Consider the following 23,770-nt stretch of genomic DNA (forward strand, 5'->3'; position numbering starts at 1 on the left):
ATGACATTGCAGGATTTACTCGCCACCAACCCTGATGGCACACTGGAAGATATCGCTAGTCAGTACCACACCTCACTGTTCGAGGTGGTCAAGGCGCTGCCGGAAGCGCAGTGCGCCATTGTCGCGGGCGAGCGATTTGATGCGGTGTGGCAGGCCATTACCGGTTGGGGCGAAGTCACGCTCATCAATCATACCGCTGATGCGATCCTGGAATTTAAAGGCGAATTGCCGGGCGGGACACACCGCCACGGCTATTTCAATCTGCGCGGCAAGGCGGGGTTCAGCGGACATATTCGAGCGGTTAACTGTCGGCATATTGCTTTCATTGAGCGTAGATTCATGGGAATGGACACCGCCTCTGTAGTGTTTTTTAATGCCTGCGGCGAGGCGATGTTTAAAATATTTCTGGGACGGGATAGCCAGCGCCAGTTGCTGACGACGCAGCTTGAGGCGTTCCATGCATTGGCAAGTGAGTAACATTAACGAACAGGAGCATCTATGGCATGGTTACTTTTTGGCGCAGGTCAGGGCGTGGGCGCCTGTTTATTACAACGGGCGATAGAATGTGAACAGCCGGTGGTATTGGTGCTGCGCAATGCTGAACAGGCGGCACATTGGCGAGCGCAAGGGCTTAATGTCGTGCTAGGCGATGCCTGTGATGCGGATGTGGTTGCTAAAGCCTGTCAGTTGGCGGGCAAATCCGCCGTTGTGGTTTCCACGATGGGCGGCGGCGGCGTCAATTATCAGGGACACCGAACGGTGATTGATGGCGCAGAGCAAGCGGGCATCAAACGTATGTTGCTGGTGACGTCGCTGGGCTGCGGCGACAGTTGGTCGCAATTACCGCCACGCGCCAGGGCCGCATTCGGTTTTGCCGTGCGTGAAAAGTCACTGGCGGAAAGCTGGTTGCAGAGCAGTTCGCTGGATTACTGCATTGTACGACCCGGCGGTCTGTTGGATGTGGTTGCCACGCATAACGCCAAATTGACGCAAGGGACGCCCCCCCTCGGTCTGGTGTCGCGTCAGGATGTGGCGCTGGCCATCGACCAGCTTTTGCAGCAACCGGTGTTCGGCAATCAGATTTATCATCTCATCGATCCTGAACTTGAACTTCCCGCTATGCCGTAGCCTGATGCGTATTTTATACGTATGCGGCGATTGACGGCTGCTGGATGTTGTTCGGCGTTATGTTGTTTAGTCAATGGACCGATTTGCTCTTTTTTGATTTATCGGTCATCTTTAATATCATGTAATTGGTCGCGTTATTCCCATTTCACCGGTAAATAATATTATTACATCCGCGCGGATGTATTCTATTTCATTCAATTAATGAATAATATAAAAAATAATAACTGTAATACCGTTATTATTTACTGACGGTATCATCGCCATTCTTTATTTCATTTCATCAACAATGCCTTCTGAATATCGCTAGGTTCGTTATTCGCTATGTAATTTATTATATATCGACGTATTGCAGTAACGGTCTTTAATTGAGAATGATTTTTATTTAAATATTTGTTTTGCTCAGAAAACTGGCGATTTCAGGGTTTTTGTGATGATAATGTTATTATTAAGATAAATAGTTGAGGTTTTTATATTTCATTGCATAATACATATAATTAGTATGGTTTTAGCTGTGCGGCGGTCAATTATCCTTGCGATATAAAAACAAAATAAATGCTTCAGCCCGATTTTTATTGTGAGCGGTGTGGTACGAGGAGCTTTCCATGCAGGTCAGCAGACGACAGTTTTTTAAAATATGTGCGGGTGGCATGGCCGGAACAACGGTCACAGCACTAGGTTTTTCCCCTTCAGTGGCACTGGCCGAAACCCGGCAATATAAACTTCTGCGCGCCAAAGAAACGCGCAATAACTGCACCTATTGTTCCGTTGGATGCGGCATTTTAATGTATAGCCTTGGCGACGGGGCGAAAAACGCCAGACCATCCATTTTTCATATTGAAGGCGACCCGGATCATCCGGTCAGCCGTGGTTCGTTATGCCCCAAAGGGGCGGGGTTGATCGATTATATCCATAGCGATCAGCGGCTTAAATATCCTGAGTATCGGGCGCCCGGCTCAGACAAATGGCAGCGCATCAGTTGGAATGAGGCGTTCGATCGTATTGCCCGCCTGATGAAAGCCGATCGGGATGCCAACTTTATCGAGAAAAACAGCGCTGGCGTCACCGTTAACCGCTGGCTGACAACCGGCATGTTGTGTTCGTCGGCTGCCAGTAATGAAACCGGGATGCTGGATTTCCGTTTTACCCGCGCGCTGGGGATGCTGGGGATTGATACTCAGGCACGCCTGTGTCATGCCCCCAGCGTGTCGGCGCTGGGGCCGACCTTCGGGCGCGGCGCCATGACCAATAACTGGGTTGATATCAAGAATGCCAACGTGGTGCTGGTGATGGGCGGCAACCCGGCGGAGGCGCATCCGGTTGGGTTCAAATGGGCGGTGGAAGCCAAAATCAAAAACGCCGCAAAACTGATCGTGGTCGATCCGCGTTTTAATCGTACCGCATCGGTGGCTGATCTTTATGCGCCGATCCGCGCCGGTTCGGATATCGCATTCCTGCTGGGCGTGGTGCATTACCTGTTGAGCAACAATAAAGTACAGATGGAGTATGTGCAGTCATACACCAATGCCAGCCTGTTGGTGCGCGCCGATTATGATTTTAATGATGGTTTGTTCAGCGGTTATGACCCGCAGGCGCGTAAGTATGATCGCTCGTCATGGCAGTATGAACTGGATGAAAACGGCTTTGCCCGGCGGGATCTCTCCCTGACCGATCCGCGCTGTGTCTGGAATCTGCTTAAACAGCACGTCAGCCGCTACACACCGGAAGTGGTTTCGCGTATCTGCGGCACTCCGCAAGATCAATTTCTGACGATTTGCGACATTCTGGCATCGACTTGCGTACCGGACAAAACGGCGACCATTCTGTATGCGCTGGGCTGGACGCAGCATACCACCGGTTCTCAGATGATCCGCGCCGCAGGCATCATTCAATTGCTGTTGGGCAATATCGGTATGATTGGCGGCGGGATTAACGCGTTGCGCGGACACTCCAATATTCAGGGGTATACCGATTTGGGATTGTTGTCCCTTCGTCTGCCCGGTTACATGGATTTGCCGTCCGAAAAGCAGACCACCTTGCAGGATTATCTCTCGCAAATCACGCCGCAGGCGCTGTTGCCCGACCAGGTGAATTACTGGAAGAACACGCCGAAATTCTTTATCAGCCTGATGAAAAGTCTGTATGGCGATAAGGCGCAACCAGAAAATGACTGGGGTTTTGACTGGCTGCCCAAGTGGGATCAAAGCTATGACGCGCTGAACTACACCCAAAGAATGATTGAAGGCAAGGTCAACGGCTATATCGCGCAGGGCTTTAATCCGATCGCCGCGTTTGCTGACTCCAATAAAGCGCGCGACGCGCTGAGAAAACTGAAGTTTCTGGTCATCATCGATCCGCTGGCGACGGAAACGTCCAATTTCTGGCAGAACCACGGTGAGTTGAATGACGTCGATCCCGCGCAGATCCAAACGGAGGTCTTTCGTTTGCCCTCCAGTTGTTTTGCGGAAGAGAACGGTTCGATCGTGAATTCCGGTCGTTGGCTGCAATGGCACTTTAAAGGCGCGGAACCGCCAGCGGAAGCGTTGCACGACGGGGTTATCCTGGCCGGGATTTTTCTGCGTTTGCGAGAAATGTATGCCAGAGAAGGCGGCGCGAATCCTGAGCCGGTCCTCAATATGGCGTGGAATTATCTCAACCCGGAAGATCCGTCGCCGGAAGAGGTGGCGAAAGAGGGCAATGGTTATGCGTTGGCGGATATTTATGACGATCAGGGGAATCTGGTGCTGAAAAAAGGGCAGTTGCTGTCTGACTTTTCGCAACTGCGTGACGATGGCACCACCGCCAGCTACTGCTGGGTTTATACCGGGTGCTGGACGGAGCAGGGGAACCAGATGGCCCGGCGGGATAACGCCGATCCGTCAGGTCTGGGCAGTACGTTGGGTTGGGCCTGGGCGTGGCCGCAAAACCGCCGCATTCTGTACAACCGCGCGTCGGCGGATGAACAGGGCAATCCGTGGGATGCGAAGCGTGAACTGATCCGCTGGGATGGTCAGCGCTGGAGCGGTATCGACACGCCGGATTACGGCAATGCCGCGCCAGGCAGCGGCGTGGGGCCGTTCATTCTACAGGCGGAAGGCCTGGGACGTCTGTTTGGTATCGACAAGCTCACCGATGGGCCGTTCCCTGAGCACTATGAACCCGTCGAATCACCGCTGGAAAAAAGTCCGCTGCATGAAAGCATCCGTTTTAATCCGGCGGCCCGGTTGTATGCGTTTGATAAACAGCGCATGGGCAGCGCCGCGGAATTTCCGTATGTCGCCACCACCTATTCCATTACTGAACTGTTTCGCCATTGGACGAAACATGCGCGGCTGAACGCCATCGTACAGCCGGAGCAGTTTGTCGAAATTGGCGAGGCATTGGCCGAACAGAAAGGAATTCGGGCCGGCGACATGGTGAGACTCAGCAGCAAGCGCGGTTATATCAAGGCGAAAGCGGTAGTCACCAAACGTATCCGCACGCTGATGATTGAAGGCAAGCCGGTGGAAACCATCGGCGTGCCTTGTCATTGGGGGTTTGAAGGCACCACGCAGAAAGGGTTTCTGGCAAACATCCTGACGCCGCATGTCGGCGATGCCAATACCCAAACGCCGGAATATAAGGCGTTCCTGGTTAATGTGGAAAAGGCGTAGCGGAGACAGATTATGGCCATGCAATCACAAGATATTATCCGTCGCTCCGCGACTAATTCTCTGACGCCGCCGCCGCAGGCGCGCGATCACCAGGAACCTGTCGCCAAACTGATTGACGTCACCACATGTATTGGTTGCAAAGCCTGTCAGGTGGCGTGTTCGGAATGGAACGACATTCGTGATGAGGTCGGACATAACGTCGGGGTTTACGATAACCCGACCGATTTGACGGCCAAATCCTGGACGGTGATGCGTTTTTCGGAAGTGGAAGAGCAAGGTCGGCTTGAATGGCTGATCCGCAAGGACGGCTGTATGCATTGCGCCGATCCGGGTTGTTTGAAAGCCTGTCCGTCGGAAGGCGCGATTATTCAGTATGCCAACGGTATTGTCGATTTTCAGTCAGAACACTGTATCGGCTGCGGTTACTGCATCGCGGGGTGTCCGTTCGACGTACCGCGGATGAATAAACAGGATAACCGGGTTTACAAATGTACGCTGTGTGTGGATCGGGTGGCGGTAGGGCAGGAACCCGCCTGCGTCAAAACCTGTCCGACCGGGGCGATCCATTTCGGCACCAAAGCCGCGATGAAAGATCTGGCGGCGGAACGGGTGCTTGATCTCAATAGCCGCGGTTATGACAACGCCGGGTTATACGATCCGGCGGGCGTCGGCGGAACGCACGTCATGTATGTGTTGCACCATGCGGACAAGCCGCAGCTTTATCACGGCCTGCCGGACAATCCGACGATCAGTCCGACAGTGACGTTCTGGAAGGGGATTTGGAAACCACTGGCGGCCATCGGTTTTGCCGCCACCTTCGCCGCCAGCGTATTCCATTATGTGGGCGTCGGGCCGAATCGCGTGGAAGAAGACGATGAAGAAGATGGCGCGGATGCGGCGCATCATGAGGACAAGCAACATGAAAAAGAATAATCGAATTCAGCGCTACAGCGCGCCGGAACGTATTAATCACTGGATTGTGGCGTTCTGTTTTGTGTTTGCCGCCATCAGCGGTCTGGGCTTTTTCTTCCCCTCGCTCAACTGGATGATGAACATTCTGGGTACGCCGCAGTTGGCCAGAATTCTGCACCCTTTTGTGGGGGTGGTGATGTTTGTCGCTTTTCTGTTAATGTTTTTCCGCTACTGGAAACACAATCTGATACGCCGTGATGATATTGAATGGGCCAAAAACATTCATAAGATTGCCAGAAATCAGGAAGTCGGCGACACAGGCCGGTATAATTTCGGTCAGAAGTGTGTGTTCTGGCTGGCCATTATCAGCCTGGTGCTGCTGTTGGCCAGCGGCATTGTCATGTGGCGACCGTACTTTGCTGACGCGTTTCCTATCCCGATCATTCGTCTGGCTTTGCTGGTTCATTCGCTGGCGGCGGTAGGGCTGATTATCGTTATTATGGTGCATATTTATGCGGCGCTATGGGTGAAGGGAACTATTACTGCGATGGTGGAAGGCTGGGTATCGACGTCATGGGCGAAGAAACATCATCCACGCTGGTATCGTGAGCTACAACGTAAACAACAGGAAAAGTAACCCTGATGAGTATTCGTATTGTTCCTCAGGAACAGTTAGAAAGTAATGAAAAATCGGCAGCGGTGGGGACAATCCCACCGTTGCTTTTTGCTAATTTGAAAAGTTTGTACAGCAGCCGCGCTGAGCGCTTGCGTCAACTGGCGACCGACCATCCCCTGAGTGATTATCTGTTGTTCGCCGCCAGTGTGGTGGAGGCGCAACAGAAGGTGATGCACGATCACCCGCTACAGATTGATCTTAGCGAGATCCTGGCGCAAGCGGGTACTCGTCCGCCGCTGGATGCATCGGTGTTTCCGCGCGATGCGCATTGGCAGACGCTATTGCGCGCCTTGATTGAAGAACTTAAGCCGGAGGCCAGCGGACAAGTGTTATCGACGCTGGAAAATCTGGAAAAATGCGCGGCGCAGGAGTTGGAAAGGCTGGCGACCTCGTTGTTCAACCACCAATTCAGTGCGGAAAACAACGATAAAGCGCCGTTTATCTGGGCGGCGCTGTCGTTATTCTGGGCGCAGATGGCGAGTCAGATCCCCGGCAAGGCGCGGGCGGAGCCCGGCGAACACCGTCAGTTTTGCCCGGTATGCGGCAGCATGCCGGTATCCGGCGTCGTTCAATTGGGTGCCAGCAGCGGACTGCGCTATCTGCATTGCAACCTGTGTGAGAGCGAATGGCACATGGTGCGGGTGAAATGCAGCAACTGCGAAGAGTCCGGTGATCTGAATTACTGGTCGCTGGACAGCGAAAATGCGGCGATTAAAGCGGAGAGTTGCGGTCACTGCGGCACGTATCTGAAAATTCTGTATCAGGAAAAAGATCATCGCGTTGAAGCGGTGGCCGACGATCTGGCGTCGCTGGTGCTGGACGTGAAGATGGAAGAAGAGGGCTTTTCCCGCAGCAGCATCAACCCGTTCCTGTTCCCGGAAAGCGCCATCTGACGGCCTGATGGGAATACCGTCCCGGCCAGTAGGCTAGGCCGGGAACGGTGACTTTCAATTCAACGCGGGACGATCTGGTGTTGGCGCGGCACGGGTTACCTTGAGAGGATGTTATCGAAGGTTCTTGTTTCGTCGCCATCGGTGTAATAGGTGCTTGGGTCGGTGGACACCCTGGCGTCAAACAGATTGTCCGACTCAGTAGCGAAGATGTGATCGACCAACTCGTCGCCAATCGGCGGGAGATGCTGCTTGTGCAGTTTTCTATCGATGGCGTCCGTGTCTAAGGGTTTGATCGACTTTAATCTGTCTCTGTCCTTGTTGCTAAATGTATAGGCGCTATATTCTTCGTTACGATATTCACTCAGAACATCACGCAAGGACAGTTTTTCTCCGCTTCTGGCATCCTGAATAAACGTCTGATCGAAGGTTGATGCGCTGGGTTTCACCGGCCAGGCATCGACAACCACGGTATTTCTGTCGCCCCAGCGTGACGCACGCCGATCGCCCAATAATAAAAATTCATGGGAATTCCCTTCCGGCAGGCGGGTACGCACCCGCATCATCGGCGCGTCAGTTTTGCCTTGCAACACCGCTGACGCGGTACTGGCAAAGACCGGGCAATTTCCGCCTTGCATTTTCTGCGCGCGTTTTAGCTGCGCGAGGGAATTTCCCCCTGAATATGCATCATCAGCTAGTTTGGCCCGCGCCCAACTTTCGCCGGAAGACGATGAAATATCCTTTATCTGGTTGCCGGCCCCCGCATGCAAAATATTTTTGACTACCTGATTGGCCCAGGCCGCTTGCGCTAGATTTTCCATGGTGCTGGATTTCACTTGCACGGTCCGGTACTGGTAACTGCTCAGCCCCAGACTTTGTGCCGAGAACTGTTCGTGGGTTTTAACAACGCTGTGATCTTGATTGAGCGCGTTCCAGGTAGAAGCGCCTGATGACGAACTGCCGCTGGAAAATATATGACTTAATCGGTTCATTTTATTGCCTGAGTATTGAGTGGTTGTCTGAACATAGGATGTAATGGCGACGGCGGAGACTGTTTGACGACGTGCGGTTTCTGATCGTTATGTTGCGGCACGCTGCGCGATTGAGCGTTGAGCAGCCATTCGCGCAGCGCATGGACTTCATCAATAAAGGCTTCCACCAGTCTGAATATTTCCACGCTATTCAACTCCGCCAAAAGTTGACGGGTGGATAGCATCACGCTGTTGCTTTGCGGCTCCAGACCCACCACTAACACCGGGTGGATGGGGCTGAATGCATTGGACGCCAGTAAATCATAAAGTATCTGGTGGTGAGTCTCTTTTTCTAATTCGCTGACCACACAAACCATATTGAGATAATTTTCCTGCGTGCCAATGAAATGAATATCCAAACCTTGTTCAACAGTCATGATATACACGTCATGTCCATCCGCCGGTGCGGAAGAGACGTCGATACCATAGTGTTTAAACAACATAAACATGATTTTATGAAACATGTTTTCGCTTTCGTCCTTTATTCCCTGGATAACGGTTGAGTGGCGGCAGAGGACAATAAGTTCCGGTTAACTCTGGATTATTGAATAATGCGCCGGATAGGAATGGCGTGGGAGCAGATTGTCGGAATATTCAAACCGGCTGAAGCGCCAGCCTGATGGCTCGCTCGTCGCACTGAAGCAGACATTCGCCGCATCCATTGCACCGCGACGTATCGACGACGGGGATGCCATGTTCGTCGGCGGCGAGCGCCTGTATTGTACAAGACGAGACACACGTGCCGCAGTGTCGATGCGTATGAATACAACGATTGATATCGATAACCGGCCTTAATCCGGTATCGAATCGCGTCTGTGGCGACAAAGCGCCGCTGGCGCAGTGTTCAATGCACTGATTGCAGCCGTCGCAACTGGCATATTCAATGGCAAGTAGCGGATAGCCGTCATCGTCCTGGATGATAACGCCCATCGGACAATGGGTGGCGCATTGCTGGCAACGGGTGCATTGATGCAGGAATAACTCAGGCGTCATGGCGCCGGGCGGACGAGGCGTTTGTGCCAGGCGAACCGCTTGCGACGCTGTTTCTGGCGGTACGTTTTTATGCGCCGCGCCGAGTAACGCGCGCAGTAGCCCGCGGCGGCTGATATAGCGGTGTGAGAGATATTCGCGATAAAAGTTGTCTGTTTTAGTCATCAGCGATATATCCGGTCGTTACGTGGCGATAGCGCATGGCTGTGCTGAATCTCTTGTAAAAACTGTTCGGTAATTTGTGCTAACTGCGCATAGAACGCGCTTTGCGTGTTGGCGCGCAACAGGTGCAGATAGCGGTGACTCCACGGCAGCAGGTGTTCTTCCAATAGCATCACTACCGCGTCTTCCTGTTTTCGTTCCAGCAAACAGGCCAGGGCCAGCAACATCAAGCCAAACTGATCTTCCGGCTCATGCTGGCGGCGGATGAATGTTAACTGGTTATGCTGTAAAAATTTACGGTAGCGTGTGGTGGAATCGCCCATCAGCAGATTATCTTTGTCCAGATAAACCGAACCCCAGGGCGGGGCCTGCATTTCTCCCTGTCCTTCAAACAGCACGGAAAACTGCCAGTTGAATGCTTCTGCTTCAGGTATATGCAGTTGCTGGCAAATCTGCTGCACGCGCGCTTTATCCTGCCAGCGATACAGTTCGGGGATCTGATCAAGATTGTCTAATAACTGGCCTATTTCCGGCGAACTGGGGGGATAGTAAAACAATGCGCCTAATAAACGCGGCAAGGCGGCAACACATAACATGGCGTATCTCCACGGTGAACAGCAACAGACCGGCATGCGCCTGCCTGTCTGCCGGGGCGTTACATCGGTAGCATCCACAGATTATAGAAAGCGATCCGTCCGGCCAGTTCGCCGACAATCACCACGGTGGCGCTGGCGGCCAGCAGCGTTTGTCCGGCGCGATGACGCAGATGAAGAATAACGCCGAACAGTCCGACAGCCAGCAGGACAAGCTGGACGCTAAACCAGGAAAGTTGCGCGCTGGTCAACACGTTGTCCGCCGTCATCAAGGTGGATAAATAACCGGGACGCAAACAGAAACTCACCAGTATGGCGGGCAGGCTGACGAATAATCCCAGACGACGAGCGCCCAGCGCCGCCGCCAATGCGCCGCCGCCGATCATGGACGTCAGTAGCATCGTCGCTGTGGTGTAGTGATTATTCCAGGTCGCCACCGTCGGAAGTTGGTATACGCGGGGAATGGCTGCCAGAAAGAACAGACCGACCACCGCGGCTAGCCAGGCCAGCGCTGAAAACAGCGTTCGGCCACCCCGATCGAGTAGTAGCCCCAACGCCGCCACGCCGCCGGTGACGGAGAACAAGGCGGAAAGCACGATTTCGTTGCTCATGGGTGAGAGACCGACCCGGAATAGCATATTGATGGCCCGCAGCGGTTGACCAACATGGACGGCGCCAATGAGCAGGGCGACGCCAAACAGACACATGGCGCTGAACAACCCGATAGCCAGACGACGGTGGTCAATCTGTTGCCATTGTCCGGCAATCAACAGCACAACAAATGCGCCGACGGCGCTTTGGGTGAGAACGGTAAAGAAGACCAGCGGTAATTCAGACATGACGAACCTCCTGCAAGTTCTGGATCGCGCCTTCTTTATCGCCAGTCAGACGGGCGTTGGGATGCGCTTTAACAATCAGGTTGGGTTTGGTCAGCGTGGCGCAAGGCAATGGCGCAATATCATGGTCATTGCCCGTGCCGTATTTGGCGCGAAGTTTGTCGATTGGACCGAAATCCAGCGCCCGCTGAGGACATGACTCTACGCAGATCGGCGGTAAATCATGTTGCAGGCGATCCAGGCAGCCATCGCATTTGCGCATGATTTTGGCCTGATGATCGAACTGCGGCGCGCCATAGGGACAGCGCATTTCGCAATAACGGCAGCCGACGCACAACTCATCGTTCACCAAAACCAGCCCATCCTCTTCCCGTTTGTGCATGGCCCCGGTGGGGCAGCCGGTCACACAGGTCGGCTGGTCGCAGTGGTTACAGGCGATGGAGAGGTAATAGATGAACGTATTATTGCGCCAGGCATTGCCGTCTTTGATCCAACTGCCGCCGCCATACTCGTAAACCCGGCGGAATTTCGGGCCGACATCCAGATCTTTATTGTCCTTACAACTGACCTGACAGGTTTTACAACCGGAGCAGCGTGAGGAGTCAACAAAAAAGCCATATTGTGTCATTGTTAATCACCTCATTAAACGCGTTGTATTTCAACCAGATTGGTATGCTGTGGATTGCCTTTTGCCAGCGGTGAGACATCGTGTGAGGTCAGCGTATTAATACAACCGCCGATATCGACGCCTTCACTATTCAGGCGCGTCCATGCGCCTTGCGGCATTGCGGCGACCCCTGGCAGGATGCGGCTGGTCACCTTGCAGACGATCTCCACAATGCCCCGGTCGTTGAATATTTTGACGCGATCGCCGGATTTCAGGTTACGCGGCATGGCATCAATCGGGTTAATCCACACTTCATCCGGCGCGGCTTCGTGTAACTGCGCCACATTGCTGTAAGTCGAATGGGTATGTCCTTTCGTGTGAAAGCCGCTCAACTGAAGCGGGTATGTCGCCGTCAAGGTTTTATTCAGATGCGACTCCCGTGCCGGACAGAACTCAGGGATCGGCGAAATTTTATCACCGGCGGGCAGTATCCACTCACGGGCGAGTTTCGCCAGTGCCTCAGAGTAAATCTCTGCTTTTCCCGAAGGCGTTTTCAGTGGGTTCGCATCGGGATCCTGACGGAATTCAGCAAAGGCGATACTTTGTTTATCCGTAGCGATTTGCTGGTCAATTACCCCTTTATCTTTGGCAATCTCCCAGTCAGGCAGGTAAGGCCGTTGCGTTTTCACCTGCTGATAATGTTTCTCAACCCACTGCGCCTGCGTTCTGCCTTCAGTGAATTTTTCCCGTAGTCCAAGGTGACCAGCGATGTCGGCGCAGATATCGTAGGTGCTGCGGACTTCCCACATAGGTTCAATGGTTTTCTGTAATGCGATCATGTAGTGGTGAGAGCCGGATGCGTAGGCGTTGTTCACCAGATCTTCCGCTTCCAGATAGCTGGTTTCCGGTAGCAGGATATCAGCGAATTTCGCGCTGGGCGTCATGTGGTTATCAATGACAATGATGGTTTCACACAACGTGTCATCCGCCAGTATCTGCCGGGTACGATTGATTTGACCGTGCTGGTTCAGCAGCGCATTGCCCGCCTGATTGACAATGAGTTTTATGCCGACATTAAGTTTGTCCGCTCCTTTTACGCCCATCGTGGCGGCGGTCATCTTTTCCGGGTTCAGAATGGCGTCGGTCCACAGATAGCAAGGAATCGAGACAGTTAGCGGATTCTTTCCGCCAGGCAGCGTCGGTACGCCGTAGTCGGTGGCATATGGCCAGTTGCCGTTATTGGTGCCGGGCAAACCGAAGTGGCCGGTAAGTAGCGGTAGCGTCTGAATGGCGCGTACGGATTGCTCGCCGTTGGCGTGACGCTGCGGCCCCCAGCCTTGTCCGATATAACAGGCTTTGGCGCCAGCGATTTCCCTCGCTAGTTGACGAATGCGTCCCGCCGGGATACCGGTTATGTCCGCCGCCCATTCTGGGGTTTTTTCCACACCGTCCTCGCCCTGACCCAGAATATACTCTTTATAGCCGGCGTTCGGTGGGGCGGAGGCGGGCAGGGTGGTGCTGTCGTAACCGACGCTATAGCGATTTACCCGCGCTTCATCAATCAGCTTTTCGGTAATTAACGTATGTGCCAGACCTGCCACTAACGCGGCATCGGTTGTTGGTCTGATGGCGAGCCATTCAGCGTGTTCGGTGACCACGGAATCGGTATAACGCGGATCGATAATGATGACTTTAGCCTGTGAGACTTCCAGCGCGCGACGTAACTCCTCCACCTGGCCACCGCCTGACATGCGGGTTTCCGACAGATTCATGCCAAAAAATACCACCAGATCGGAATTCTGAATCTGGGAAAAGTGACTGCCTACGTAAGTCCCATGCGTGTAAGGCGTGGCGGTCGCAATCTGCGCGGTAGAGTACGTGTTGTGGTAATTCAGATAACCGCCATTCAGGTTTAACAACCGCTTCCAGGCGTGCGTCCCCTGATTGTGGTAGTAAGCGCCGGACTGATAGTTGTAATAGATCGCGTCGTTGCCATACTTTTCGGCCACCCGTTTTAACTCGGCGGCGACCAGCGTGGTAGCTTCTTCCCAACTGATACGCTTGAATTTGCCTTCTCCCCGTTTCCCTACCCGCTTCATCGGATATTTCAGACGATCGGGGTTGTAAACACGCCAGCGGTTGGCGCGACCACGCAGGCAGGGGCGAATCTGATGCTTGCCAAAGACATCATCGTCTTTGCTGTCTTCGGCCTCAATACGCACAATGCGGCCATCTTTGACCACCACTTTTAGCGGACAACGGCTGCCGCAGTTAACCAGGCATGCGCTATGACGAATGATTTCTCCCTCATTGACAACGGCGGACTGGCTGGGGGTTTCTGATTGTGCATTTACGGCAAAAGGTAAGGTAATACTGCCGGATATGGCAATGGCCGCACTCAGTTTGGCGACATCTGTTACCGCTTCTCTTCGGGATATTTCCCGCAGAAGCAGTTCATCGATTATTTTTTTCATCGGATTCCCCTATTGGTTACTTTGCTAACAATAACGCGTGTTATCTGTGTGGGATTGATAGCGATCAAGCGCAGGGGGAAATCCGGGGTGTACAGAACCAGTAATGTGATCTTCATCAGCATTATCTGTTATTTGTTATGTATTTTTATGGTTTTTATACTAACTAATGGTGTTTGTTTAGTAAATGATAATGATTTTTATGATCATTTGCTGAAGCGGTTTGAACCTATTGTCCGCGTTGCGTGAACATGACGGTTACGAAACCGCGTTGTCGTATTTTTATTCAGGATGATGCCAACTGTTGCAAAGTGGTCAACTGTTCGACAGCCTCGTGCATGGCGTCCATCCCTTTGGCTGCTTCTTTCAGTTGGCCCAGATTGGCGGTGACGTTATGGCGCTCTCTACTGGTTTCAGCACTCATAGACGCGATCTGGTCGGCGGCAGAGATACTTTTATCCGCCATATCCTCCGTCGTTCCGACCGTTTGTGACGCCACATCGCGGATCCGGGCGATGGTGGCGACCGCGTCATTGATGCTTTTTCGGGTGGCGTCGGACTGATCTTTTGACGATCGGGCCAGACGCCGGACTTCCTCGGCGACAACGGCAAATCCCCGGCCCGCCTCGCCCGCTCGCGCCGCTTCGACGGCGGCATTGAGCGCGAGCAGGTTGGTTTGATCGGCGATGGTGCTGATCCCAACGGTTATCTGGCTGATGCCCTGGGAAATCTGTTCCAACTGGTTCAGTTCGTGTTCCAGATGGTTCTGGGCGATGCGAGTTTGCGTCGCCGCTTCACTGATGGCGCGAATGTTGGATTCCGCCATATCCAGCGTTTCCGTCTGCCGTGAAGTGGCATGTTCCAATTGGGGCAACGCGGTTAGCAACGGGCTCAACTCTTCCTGATAAGCGATAACCCGATTGATCACCCCGGTCTGAATATGGTGCATGGCCTCCCAGCGGCGCAGTGACCGTTGGGAATAGTGGCCGGCAAACGCGGCATATTCGATGGGAAAATGGGTCATGGCCTGGATATCATGATCGAAAAACGCCAGAGCGGACAACGTTTGATTAATGGGCACCCCGAAAATTTCGCCAAAACTGGAGAAACCGGCTGCCGGAACATTATCAAACAAGTTTGCCTGCGCCAGCGCGTTCGCATTATTCAACCTGCGTAGTACGCAATCATTCAGCAATAGCCCAATCGGTTTGCCTTTTTCAGACACGAACTGTTGCCAGTCATGGCGCGTAGCGGCAATAAAGTCGGTGGCCTGAAGCAGATAGAGCCGATCGCCGAACTCCAGATCGCAGAAAAAGGTCATGCTGTCCGTCTGCATGGTGGCGACAGAGCGAATAAAGTACTCATTATCCACTTTCACGCCGAAGGTTTTACCCTCCAGGTGCCGGGCGATTTGATCGGGTTGGCAGTGAAAATACGCCGCCAGAGCTTGAATAATCGATTGGGGCCTGCCATGAGTATCGAATACGGATTCCACCTTACGCGCCACCGGGTCGGCTTCCGCCACCAACCAGCTTTGTCTGGTGGGTTCGAAGTTCTGACTTTTAAAGGGCGCAAACGATTTGCCTTCGGCCATCTGGCAAAAAATCAGTACTGCTTTGCCCTGTAATATCTGGTCATCGTAGCCAATATAGGTGGCGCTGAAATCGAGATTCCCCCCTGCGGAACCGCCAATAGCCATGCAGGGGAAACGACCGCTGGCATACCAGGCCTGCATCAGGAACCCTTCCGATGCGGAAAGTCCGTCGCAGTAAACCATCGCGAATGTGCGATCGGCGGAAAGGCGCATGTTGACGTTAAGACGTTCAAGTTCGTTGCGAATAGCCGCGCTCCGCTGGCTGGCGGTGGCTTTTCCCTGAACGTGCAGATCAATCACGTGGACCTCATGATGGGCGATCAACGTTTGCGGCAGCCACAGCCAGCTACCTTGTCCGCCCGTCATCTCGCAATAAGTGGAGGCGTTGGCGCGATTGCATAGCGTGCCTGTCGAGGAGAGTGTAATAACCGTGGTTTTGCTGTCAGAAAAGCGTTGCCAGGCGTTACTGACCGTAAAGAAATCGGCATCAGGCGGAATAAAGACCAGTAAAATACCGCCTTTGTCGGCAATACCGAGTTGATTTATTGATGTGGGCAGGATGTCGCAATCAAAGACGCCGCTCGCAAGGGATTTGAAACCGAAAAAGCCAGCGCCAGAACGAAAAGACGATAAAATTCCCATAGTTCCCTCTCTTAATTTTATCATGACATAAGAGAGTCTATGCCATACATCCATCAGGAGTATGAGCACCCTGTCACGTTTATATCTGACCGAATAGAAGGAATAGGCCTCTCTACTCGCTGGTTATCCGCGCTGACGAACCCGTGCGGTGAGTCCTTTCAGAAAATAGCGCAGGATTTGATCGCCACAGACACGGTAATTTTTGTGATCCGGCGCGCGCATCATAGCGGTTAATTCAGGCTGAGAAACCCTGAAATTCTGTGCAACCAGTATTTCCTGAATATCCGTGGTTTTCAGCGAGAATGCGACGCGCAGCTTTTTCAGGATGATGTTATTGGTGATTTTACGCTCAAACTGTAACGGCGACTGGTTTTCATTTTTACCGCGTTTTTGCACTATCAAGCCATTGAGAAAATAGCTCAACACGATATCAGGGCATGGCTGGTAGCCGGCTTCATCCTCTTTTTTCACATAACTTGCCAGTTGCTGGGGCGGTACGGTCATGTCCACCAGCGCCAGGATCGCCAGCAGGTGGTCGTTATTTAAATTGAGCATATAGCGCACGCTACGCAACACGTCGTTATTCATCATTGCCGGGGTTTTCTCGCCGTCATCATCGTTATGGGCTGCCAGTATAAGGGAATGATGAAAAAATGCAGAGTGGATCTGTGTGCCAGCAGCCAGCGGGTTACGCCTTTTGTGACAGGATCGCCGTCAGTAAACCGGGAAAACGCGCGTCCATTTCACTATGGCGTAAACGGTTTATATGCGTGGTGCCGATATTGGTGGTATGGATTAGCCCAGCATCGCGTAATACCCGGAAATGATGAGAAACGCTGGATTTAGGGCGGCCTCCGTCCAGTTCGCCACAGGTGGCTTCGCCTTGCGCGGCGAGACGACGGACGATCTCCATGCGCAAGGGGTCGCTCAAGGCGTAAAGGACGCGCTCAAGAATGAATTGATCGGTGGTCGGGTGTTTAAAGGGTCTCATGCGCGGATTATAGCAACAGGGTTGTTTGAAATCTATTATTCGAATAATATCGAAATATAGAAGTATCCTGTAACCACTGAGGAAATATCATGTCAGCACTATTTCAACCCTTCAAACTGAAAGCGGTGACGCTGCGTAACCGCATCGCGGTTCCTCCAATGTGTACGTATTCCGCTAATGACGGCCTGATCAACGATTGGCATAAGGTTAATTACGCGTCAATGGCGCGTGGCGGCGCCGGCCTGGTGATTGTGGAGGCGACCGCCGTCGCGCCGGAAGGCCGAATCACGCCACGTTGTGCCGGTATCTGGAATGATAATTTGGCTCAGGCGTTTGTACCGGTGGTGAAAGCCATCAAAGCCGCAGGCGCGGTGCCGGGTATTCAGATTGCTCACGCAGGGCGTAAAGCCAGCGCCAATATTCCGTGGGAAGGCGATGACCATATCGCTGCCGATGATGCGCAAGGCTGGCAAACCATTGCGCCGTCCGCCGTACCTTTCGGCGCCAATCTGCCCAAAACGCCGCGGGAAATGACGCAAGAAGATATTGATCGGGTTCGTCAGAATTTTGTGGATGCGGCGCGCCGGGCGCGTGATGCCGGATTTGAATGGCTGGAACTGCATTTTGCGCATGGCTATCTGGCGCAAAGCTTCTTCTCTGTTCATTCCAATCAGCGTAATGATCAATATGGCGGCAGCGTTGAGAATCGCAGCCGTTTTCTGCTGGAAACACTGGCCGCGGTACGGGAAGTCTGGCCGGAGCATTTACCGCTGACCATGCGCTTTGGCGTGATTGAATTCGACGGCCGTGATGAAGAAACCTTGCAGGAGTCTATCGAACTGACGCGTCGTTTCAAACAAAACGGTCTTGATATGCTGAGCGTCAGTATCGGTTTTTCCACGCCGGACGCCAACATTCCCTGGGGCCCTGCCTTTATGGGACCAATTGCCCAGCAGGTTCGCCAACAGGCGGATATTCCGGTGTCATCCGCCTGGGGATTCGGTACGCCTGAACTCGCTGAACAAGCAGTAAAATCAGGGCAGTTGGATGTGGTGATGGTGGGTAAATCGCATCTTGCCAATCCGCACTGGAGCTATTATGCCGCACGCGAATTAGGTATCGAACGTCCGTCGTGGACATTGCCCGCGCCTTATGCCCATTGGCTGGAAAAATACTAACTTCGTTGTATCCCGCATGAAACATCAACTGCGACTGGGTTTATAAACAAGACAACGTTTATGAATAAATAGCCGGTTCCGGCGTCTGGAAATTTCACCCTGACAGACGTGGCGTTTTCTGCTGGAATAGTCTGGACTGGCGGCATTGTGTCGCCAGCCCTGTTAGGTGTTTGATTACGATGATGACGATTTTACTGATTGTTACGTTAATTCTGGCAATAACGCTATACGTCTATCTCAGACGGCCTCAGTTCGGCCAGCCGCCAACAGGGGATGAGCTTGCAAAACTTAAGCAATCCTCATTTTATCATGATGAAGGATTTAAAAACTTAACGGCGACCCCGCAGTTGACGGGGAGCGGCAATACGCTGGTGACGATTGCCAAGTTCCTGTTTGGCAAGGATGTCGATGCCATTCCGCCTGCGCCTCTGCCTTCCATCAAAACCGATCTGCACGCGCTGGATCTCCAGCAGGATCTGGTCATCTGGATGGGACATTCCTCTTATTTCCTGCACATGGGCGGCAAACGTATTCTGATCGATCCGGTATTCAGCCTCAGCGCGTCGCCGGTTCCCGGGGTAAATAAAGCTTTTGACGGCAGCAACATCTACACAGCGGATGATATACCCGATATTGATTACCTGCTGATTTCTCACGATCACTGGGATCACCTTGATTACCCCACGATTAAGCAATTGCGGACAAAAATTAAACGTATCGTTTTACCTTTGGGCGTAGGCTCGCATTTTGTCCAATGGGGATTTGATAAGCGGAAAATCCATGAAGGCGATTGGTTCAGTACGTTTGAGCTTGAACACGATCTGACGATCCACCTATTGCCGGCCCGTCATTTTTCAGGGCGTCTGTTGGGGCGAAATAAAACCCTATGGGCTTCTTTTGCGCTGATCACGCCGCAACACAAGCTTTTCATCAGCGGTGACAGTGGTTACGGCGCTCATTTTAAAGAGATTGGCGATCGCTTCGGAGGGTTTGATTTAGCCATCCTGGAGTGCGGTCAATATAACGAAAACTGGCGCTATATTCATATGATGCCGGAAGAAACCGCGCAGGCCGGTCAGGATCTCAACGCCGCCGCCATCATTCCTTCGCATAACAGTAAATTCAAGCTTGCCCATCATACCTGGGATGATCCGCTTAAGCGGGTCGTTGCGGCCAGCGAGAATAAAGCGTATCGACTCTTGACGCCCATGATCGGCCAAACTGTCAGTATGGATGAAAAGCAGCCCTCTTTTCCTCACTGGTGGGAAACGGTAGCCGGTCGTCCAGTACGTTCAGAATAACGCTGGTCGGCGCAGCCGATATGTTTTGGCCGGTCAGCGGCCAGTCACACTAACCAGAAGGACGACGATGAGAATACCGATGCGCACGGATAATCAATTGCTGCAACGCCTGCTGTTTCTGGCCGCCCTGGTGATCATCATGGTGGGGATTCACATGGCGGCGTCTATTCTGTCGATGCTGCTGCTGGCGCTGTTTCTGGCGATTGTGCTGGAGCCGGTAGTGAGCATGTTGTGCCGAACACGATTGCCGCGCGCGTTAATCGTGGTGCTATTAGGCCTCGTCCTGTTGCTTATGCTGACATACACCTTGCTGAAGCTGGTCGCGGCATTGCCGGAGTTTAATCAGATGAGCATGCAGATGCAGGGGTTGCTGACCCGACAACTGGTTGATAGTCGGTTGCCTTTGCAAAGCCTGGGATTGTCGTTGACGCCGGATGCGGCAGTATCGCTGATTGATCCTGGGCAATTTCTGACGTTGATTGGACGTATGCTTAGTAGAATGTCGAGCCTTTTTTCTGCTGGGTTGATTATCTTCCTGACGGTGATCTTCATGCTGATTGAGGTGCCGTCACTGGTGGCAAAATGCCAAAAACTGTTTCGGGCCACATCGCCTGAAATGAAGGCGGTTAGGCAGGGGATTACCAGCGTGACGCACTATCTGGCGCTGAAAACGCTGATCAGCGTAGTGAATGGACTGGCCGTGTGGGGGGCGCTGTCGTTATTGCAGGTGAAATTTGCTTTCATCTGGGGCGTCGTCGCCTTTTTATTTAACTTTATTCCGGTAGTGGGTTCGATGGTGGCTTCGATCCCTCCACTGATTCAGGCGTTTGTTTTCAATGGGTTCAGTACCGGCGCGGCGGCGCTGGCGATGATCCTGCTGATCAACTTGTTGTTGGGTTGGATTCTGGAACCCTATCTGTTCGGGCGCAAGTTAAATCTCTCCATCAGCGTCATCATTATTTCGCTGTTGGTCTGGGAAGGCTTACTGGGGATGACTGGCGTATTGCTGGCGGTTCCTCTCACCATGACGCTCAAGCTGGCGTTGGAACAAAGCAAAAGTGGGAAGACATTCGCCCGTCTGCTGGAAGGGTAGCGCTGCTTGAACGAGGCGCGCGGTACGGCGGGCCTCGCTATTGTGCAACACTTTTCCCGCGATATGAATTACGTCAGACTGACGACATATCAGAAAATGAGCGATTAACGGGTAAAGCCAGCAAACGGCTTGAGATAAACCGCGCCAAACGGATCCAGTCTTTCTTTAATCGCTGCGTCCGGGTCGCCATAGACTGTCAGGCTGGTGATCGTCACCAGGGACAGAAATTCTTCAGCGAACGGGGCGAACGTGTTATCGACATGGCTGACCAGCGCGTCAGCCTGGTAGCGCTCAACGATATGGGCCGATTTTTCATCTTCGCTAACGCTATAAACGTAAGAGAGCGTACCTGGCTCCTGGTGCGTCGCGGTCACAATTTTAGCGACCAGATCACGGAAGGCTGGAAATTTTCCCTCAGCCAGGGTGAGAGTAAAAACGCAGGTAATGTCATTGTTCATGATTTTTTCTCAATGGTGTGATGATTCAACGGGGCGATACCACATGATGATGGAACCTTCAGTGGAAGCATCTGATACGACGATCCGTCGTGTCATCATCTTCTCTGGTTAAAAATGTATCTGTTCTTGTGTGTAAACGAGAAATGATGAACTACGGTGTTAACTGGTCGTTTGGATAGTTACATTATCTTAGCGCTGATATTCAGGTGGATAAACATGCCTGAAGAGGACGCAGAGTAGAATAAAATTCAACAATCAGGCGAAGCGGTTTTTGCCTGTTTTAAAGCAAAAGTCATCTGTATTTTGGTCTTTCGGGCCGTGGGAACGGGTGATACAAGGCCTGGGTTGAGGCAAGTGTCAACAGACTGACAACCTGGCCATGCAACTCGCCTTACTCGTATCGCCCTGCATGGCAGGATGCGATCTGCCGCAGTCCCCGCCATGCCATCATGACAAATCGCATCACCTCCTCACAAAGCGACAAGAACTATAGGGAGAGAACGAATAGGCGCCAGAGAATAATCCGTTACCCACTTATGCGGTGTGAATGAAATATTGTGATGGTAAGATTATTATTAATGAAGGCTCTCCCTCTTTGCAGATAAAAGGAGAGCGCGTTCAGATATAAAAACGTTCTTCTATTGATTTAAATGCTGTTATCAGTTTCTCCTTTTTCGTCATTTAATGACAGTGTACGGGAGTGAGTTTCTCATCCTGAGAAACGCTTGATCCGAGTTTGGGAGCGGTTGCATTGACCAATATCGCAGCATTGCCGAATATTCCTCCGTTTAATAGTGCTTGGTGCGCATAAGGTATTTCATCAAAACGAAATACTTTGCTCATGGTGGGGACGATCTTTCTTTGATTAACAAGATGGAGAAACTCATTACATTCACGGATATTGGCGTAGTGAGAGCCTTGTATTCTTTTCTGATGCATCCATAAATGGCGCACGTCAAAGTCGCAATTATAGCCAGAAGTACCACCAACTGTAACTACCATGCCGGAGTGATCGCAGATTTGCAGCGATGTAGGGAAAGTATCTTGCCCGGAATGTTCAATGACCAGTTTGGGAAGTTCTTTTTTTCCTAAAGCCTTAAAGAAGTCGCGTCTGAAATTAGCGAATGTTCTGGACCATGACGTATGTTCATCGGATGTCACATTGGGAAGTCGACCAAAATGTGAGTATTTTTTCCTGACAATATATCCCACGGCGCCCAGTTTGCGAACATATTCCCCTTTCTCTTCACTTGATACGACCGCGACGGGGAGTCCACCGAGGGCTTTCACTATTTGTACCGATAATGAGCCTAAACCGCCAGCGGCTCCCCATATGAGAACGGCATCTCCCGGTTTGACATTATTTGGAGTCCAATGAGTGAGTTGCTTGTAGGCTGTGGGGCCATTGAGCATCAGGGTCGCGCTCTCTTCCCAGGTCAGAAAATCAGGTTTGGGAAAGCATTGATAGTCCTCAACGATTGTAAATTCTGCAAACGAGCCGTAATTCCTTTCATAGCCGTAAATTTCCTGACTGCGGGTAAACATCGGATCGTTCGAGAGGCGTGATTCAAGCGAAGTAGCGTCATATATTGAGCAGGAAACCACCACTGCATCACCTATGCTAACATTACTGACATTATGACCAATAGAATAAACAATGCCTGCCGCTTCTGAACCGCCAATATGAAACGGTTCGGCATTTTTATTTCTTTTACGGCGCGCTGAGACAACATCAACGGGTTTACCTAATGCTGCCCAGACATTATTATAATTCAGCCCTGCCGCCATCACTTTAATAAGAACCTGATTGGGTGATAATTTCGGAATGCTGACGGTTTCCTGTTGAATTGCAGTAATAGGATCGCCATAACGCTCTGGACGAATCAGATAAGCTTTCATCTCTTGCGGGATAGAGTAATTTTTCGTCATGCTGAACTCCTTGTCGAAACGAGTAAATCTATCAATCTGTTTTTTATATCAGATTGCGTTGGTGGCATAACTTATCCGTGAAACGTCATGGTTGTCGTTCCACTAATAGACTTAAATAAAAACCGCTCTGCTAGATCTTAATTAGCACTTTTTCATGATGTTACCTCAGTGGTTTTACTCTTTAATACAATGCCAGTTCCTGTTGCGCAAATACCGCCGCGTGCGCTGAGTAGCGTGGCTGAAATAAAAGCGACGTTGTTATTTTTATTATCGACGTGCGCCTCGACGCGACATGGTTTTTTACGAATCACTCGTAAAATTTTTACTGAAAGTTCAACCACGCCTGCGGGTTCACGCCCCAGAGCGTTAAAGCCACATAGACCTATCGCTGATTCCAGAGCGGCGCTGATCACCGCGCCGTTCATGCCGAGCGACGTGAGTACGCCAAAACCTCCCTGATGGCAGGGATTGTCGTCATTTATTTCCATAACAATGGCATCGTCCTTTATTTCAACAATGTAAAATCCCAAGGCTTTAAATAAAGCTGAGTCATTGAAAAGAGTGGTCAGGTCACTTTTAGTCATAACCATTATCCTGCATAAAAATTATCGCGATAGCTGATGGGTTTTCATCACGCC

General features: G+C 52.0%; 22 protein-coding genes. 9 read left to right on the plus strand and 13 right to left on the minus strand.

Translation table 11 applies throughout. From position 1 onward, the window contains the following. The 6 genes from hutX (at window position 1) to fdhE (ending at window position 7,259) form a co-directional block, all read left to right on the plus strand. On the plus strand, window positions 1–477 hold the full coding sequence (gene hutX, locus NC856_RS12020) for a heme utilization cystosolic carrier protein HutX (RefSeq protein WP_264090666.1): 477 nt from the start codon (window positions 1–3) through the stop codon (window positions 475–477). Between the two features lie 21 nt (window positions 478–498). After that, complete coding sequence (locus tag NC856_RS12025; RefSeq protein WP_264090667.1) at window positions 499–1,128, plus strand: SDR family oxidoreductase; 630 nt, start codon at window positions 499–501, stop codon at window positions 1,126–1,128. Window positions 1,129–1,730: 602 nt separating this feature from the next. After that, window positions 1,731–4,778: a formate dehydrogenase-N subunit alpha gene (gene fdnG, locus NC856_RS12030; protein WP_264090668.1), complete on the plus strand. Its 3,048-nt coding sequence runs from the start codon at window positions 1,731–1,733 to the stop codon at window positions 4,776–4,778. Between the two features lie 12 nt (window positions 4,779–4,790). Then, on the plus strand, window positions 4,791–5,711 hold the full coding sequence (fdxH, locus tag NC856_RS12035; protein WP_264090669.1) for a formate dehydrogenase subunit beta: 921 nt from the start codon (window positions 4,791–4,793) through the stop codon (window positions 5,709–5,711). Next, window positions 5,698–6,327, plus strand: a complete 630-nt coding sequence (gene fdoI, locus NC856_RS12040) for a formate dehydrogenase cytochrome b556 subunit (protein ID WP_264090670.1) — start codon at window positions 5,698–5,700, stop codon at window positions 6,325–6,327. The genes fdxH and fdoI overlap by 14 nt, the downstream gene beginning before the upstream one ends. A gap of 5 nt (window positions 6,328–6,332) precedes the next feature. Continuing rightward, the gene (fdhE, locus tag NC856_RS12045; protein ID WP_264090671.1) at window positions 6,333–7,259 is read left to right on the plus strand and encodes a formate dehydrogenase accessory protein FdhE; all 927 of its coding nucleotides are present in this window, start codon (window positions 6,333–6,335) and stop codon (window positions 7,257–7,259) included. A gap of 95 nt (window positions 7,260–7,354) precedes the next feature. Here the strand turns inward: fdhE and NC856_RS12050 are convergent, their stop codons facing one another. The 10 genes from NC856_RS12050 to NC856_RS12095 form a co-directional block, all read right to left on the minus strand. Continuing rightward, window positions 7,355–8,248: a hypothetical protein gene (locus tag NC856_RS12050; protein ID WP_264090672.1), complete on the minus strand. Its 894-nt coding sequence runs from the start codon at window positions 8,246–8,248 to the stop codon at window positions 7,355–7,357. Next, complete coding sequence (locus NC856_RS12055; RefSeq protein WP_264090673.1) at window positions 8,245–8,751, minus strand: CesT family type III secretion system chaperone; 507 nt, start codon at window positions 8,749–8,751, stop codon at window positions 8,245–8,247. The genes NC856_RS12050 and NC856_RS12055 overlap by 4 nt, the downstream gene beginning before the upstream one ends. A 130-nt stretch (window positions 8,752–8,881) precedes the next feature. Further along, on the minus strand, window positions 8,882–9,442 hold the full coding sequence (locus NC856_RS12060) for a 4Fe-4S dicluster domain-containing protein (RefSeq protein WP_264090674.1): 561 nt from the start codon (window positions 9,440–9,442) through the stop codon (window positions 8,882–8,884). Beyond that, on the minus strand, window positions 9,442–10,035 hold the full coding sequence (dmsD, locus tag NC856_RS12065; RefSeq protein ID WP_264090675.1) for a Tat proofreading chaperone DmsD: 594 nt from the start codon (window positions 10,033–10,035) through the stop codon (window positions 9,442–9,444). The genes NC856_RS12060 and dmsD overlap by 1 nt, the downstream gene beginning before the upstream one ends. Before the next feature lie 59 nt (window positions 10,036–10,094). Next, window positions 10,095–10,871, minus strand: a complete 777-nt coding sequence (locus tag NC856_RS12070; RefSeq protein WP_264090676.1) for a dimethyl sulfoxide reductase anchor subunit family protein — start codon at window positions 10,869–10,871, stop codon at window positions 10,095–10,097. Continuing rightward, complete coding sequence (locus NC856_RS12075) at window positions 10,864–11,496, minus strand: DMSO/selenate family reductase complex B subunit (protein WP_264090677.1); 633 nt, start codon at window positions 11,494–11,496, stop codon at window positions 10,864–10,866. The genes NC856_RS12070 and NC856_RS12075 overlap by 8 nt, the downstream gene beginning before the upstream one ends. Window positions 11,497–11,510: 14 nt before the next feature. Continuing rightward, window positions 11,511–13,949, minus strand: coding sequence for a DMSO/selenate family reductase complex A subunit (locus tag NC856_RS12080; protein ID WP_264090678.1), 2,439 nt, complete (start codon window positions 13,947–13,949; stop codon window positions 11,511–11,513). Between the two features lie 283 nt (window positions 13,950–14,232). Continuing rightward, window positions 14,233–16,182 (minus strand): methyl-accepting chemotaxis protein, encoded by a 1,950-nt coding sequence (locus NC856_RS12085; protein ID WP_318841731.1) that lies wholly within the window; start codon window positions 16,180–16,182, stop codon window positions 14,233–14,235. A 123-nt stretch (window positions 16,183–16,305) separates the two neighbouring features. Beyond that, the gene (locus tag NC856_RS12090) at window positions 16,306–16,773 is read right to left on the minus strand and encodes a YehS family protein (RefSeq protein ID WP_264090679.1); all 468 of its coding nucleotides are present in this window, start codon (window positions 16,771–16,773) and stop codon (window positions 16,306–16,308) included. Window positions 16,774–16,870: 97 nt separating this feature from the next. Next, a complete protein-coding gene (locus tag NC856_RS12095) occupies window positions 16,871–17,173 on the minus strand; it encodes an ArsR/SmtB family transcription factor (protein WP_264090680.1) in 303 nt (100 codons plus the stop codon). Window positions 17,174–17,262: 89 nt separating this feature from the next. Between NC856_RS12095 and NC856_RS12100 the strand changes: the two genes are divergently transcribed. The 3 genes from NC856_RS12100 (at window position 17,263) to NC856_RS12110 (ending at window position 20,745) form a co-directional block, all read left to right on the plus strand. Then, window positions 17,263–18,351, plus strand: a complete 1,089-nt coding sequence (locus tag NC856_RS12100) for an NADH:flavin oxidoreductase/NADH oxidase (RefSeq protein WP_264090681.1) — start codon at window positions 17,263–17,265, stop codon at window positions 18,349–18,351. Window positions 18,352–18,530: 179 nt separating this feature from the next. After that, complete coding sequence (locus NC856_RS12105; protein ID WP_264090682.1) at window positions 18,531–19,652, plus strand: MBL fold metallo-hydrolase; 1,122 nt, start codon at window positions 18,531–18,533, stop codon at window positions 19,650–19,652. Window positions 19,653–19,731: 79 nt separating this feature from the next. Further along, window positions 19,732–20,745: an AI-2E family transporter gene (locus tag NC856_RS12110; protein WP_264090683.1), complete on the plus strand. Its 1,014-nt coding sequence runs from the start codon at window positions 19,732–19,734 to the stop codon at window positions 20,743–20,745. A gap of 104 nt (window positions 20,746–20,849) precedes the next feature. On the opposite strand, the gene NC856_RS12115 is transcribed toward NC856_RS12110, so the two are convergent. The 3 genes from NC856_RS12115 to NC856_RS12125 all read right to left on the minus strand — a co-directional run bounded on the left by NC856_RS12115 (window position 20,850) and on the right by NC856_RS12125 (window position 23,716). Beyond that, a complete protein-coding gene (locus NC856_RS12115; protein ID WP_264090684.1) occupies window positions 20,850–21,203 on the minus strand; it encodes a putative quinol monooxygenase in 354 nt (117 codons plus the stop codon). 681 nt (window positions 21,204–21,884) lie between these two features. After that, complete coding sequence (gene ccrA, locus NC856_RS12120) at window positions 21,885–23,132, minus strand: crotonyl-CoA carboxylase/reductase (protein ID WP_264090685.1); 1,248 nt, start codon at window positions 23,130–23,132, stop codon at window positions 21,885–21,887. A 152-nt stretch (window positions 23,133–23,284) separates the two neighbouring features. Then, window positions 23,285–23,716 (minus strand): PaaI family thioesterase, encoded by a 432-nt coding sequence (locus NC856_RS12125; protein ID WP_264090686.1) that lies wholly within the window; start codon window positions 23,714–23,716, stop codon window positions 23,285–23,287. Between the last annotated feature and the right edge of the window lie 54 nt (window positions 23,717–23,770).

This window comes from Brenneria izbisi (assembly GCF_025840185.1).
In the GTDB taxonomy this organism is placed as follows: domain Bacteria; phylum Pseudomonadota; class Gammaproteobacteria; order Enterobacterales; family Enterobacteriaceae; genus Brenneria; species Brenneria izbisi.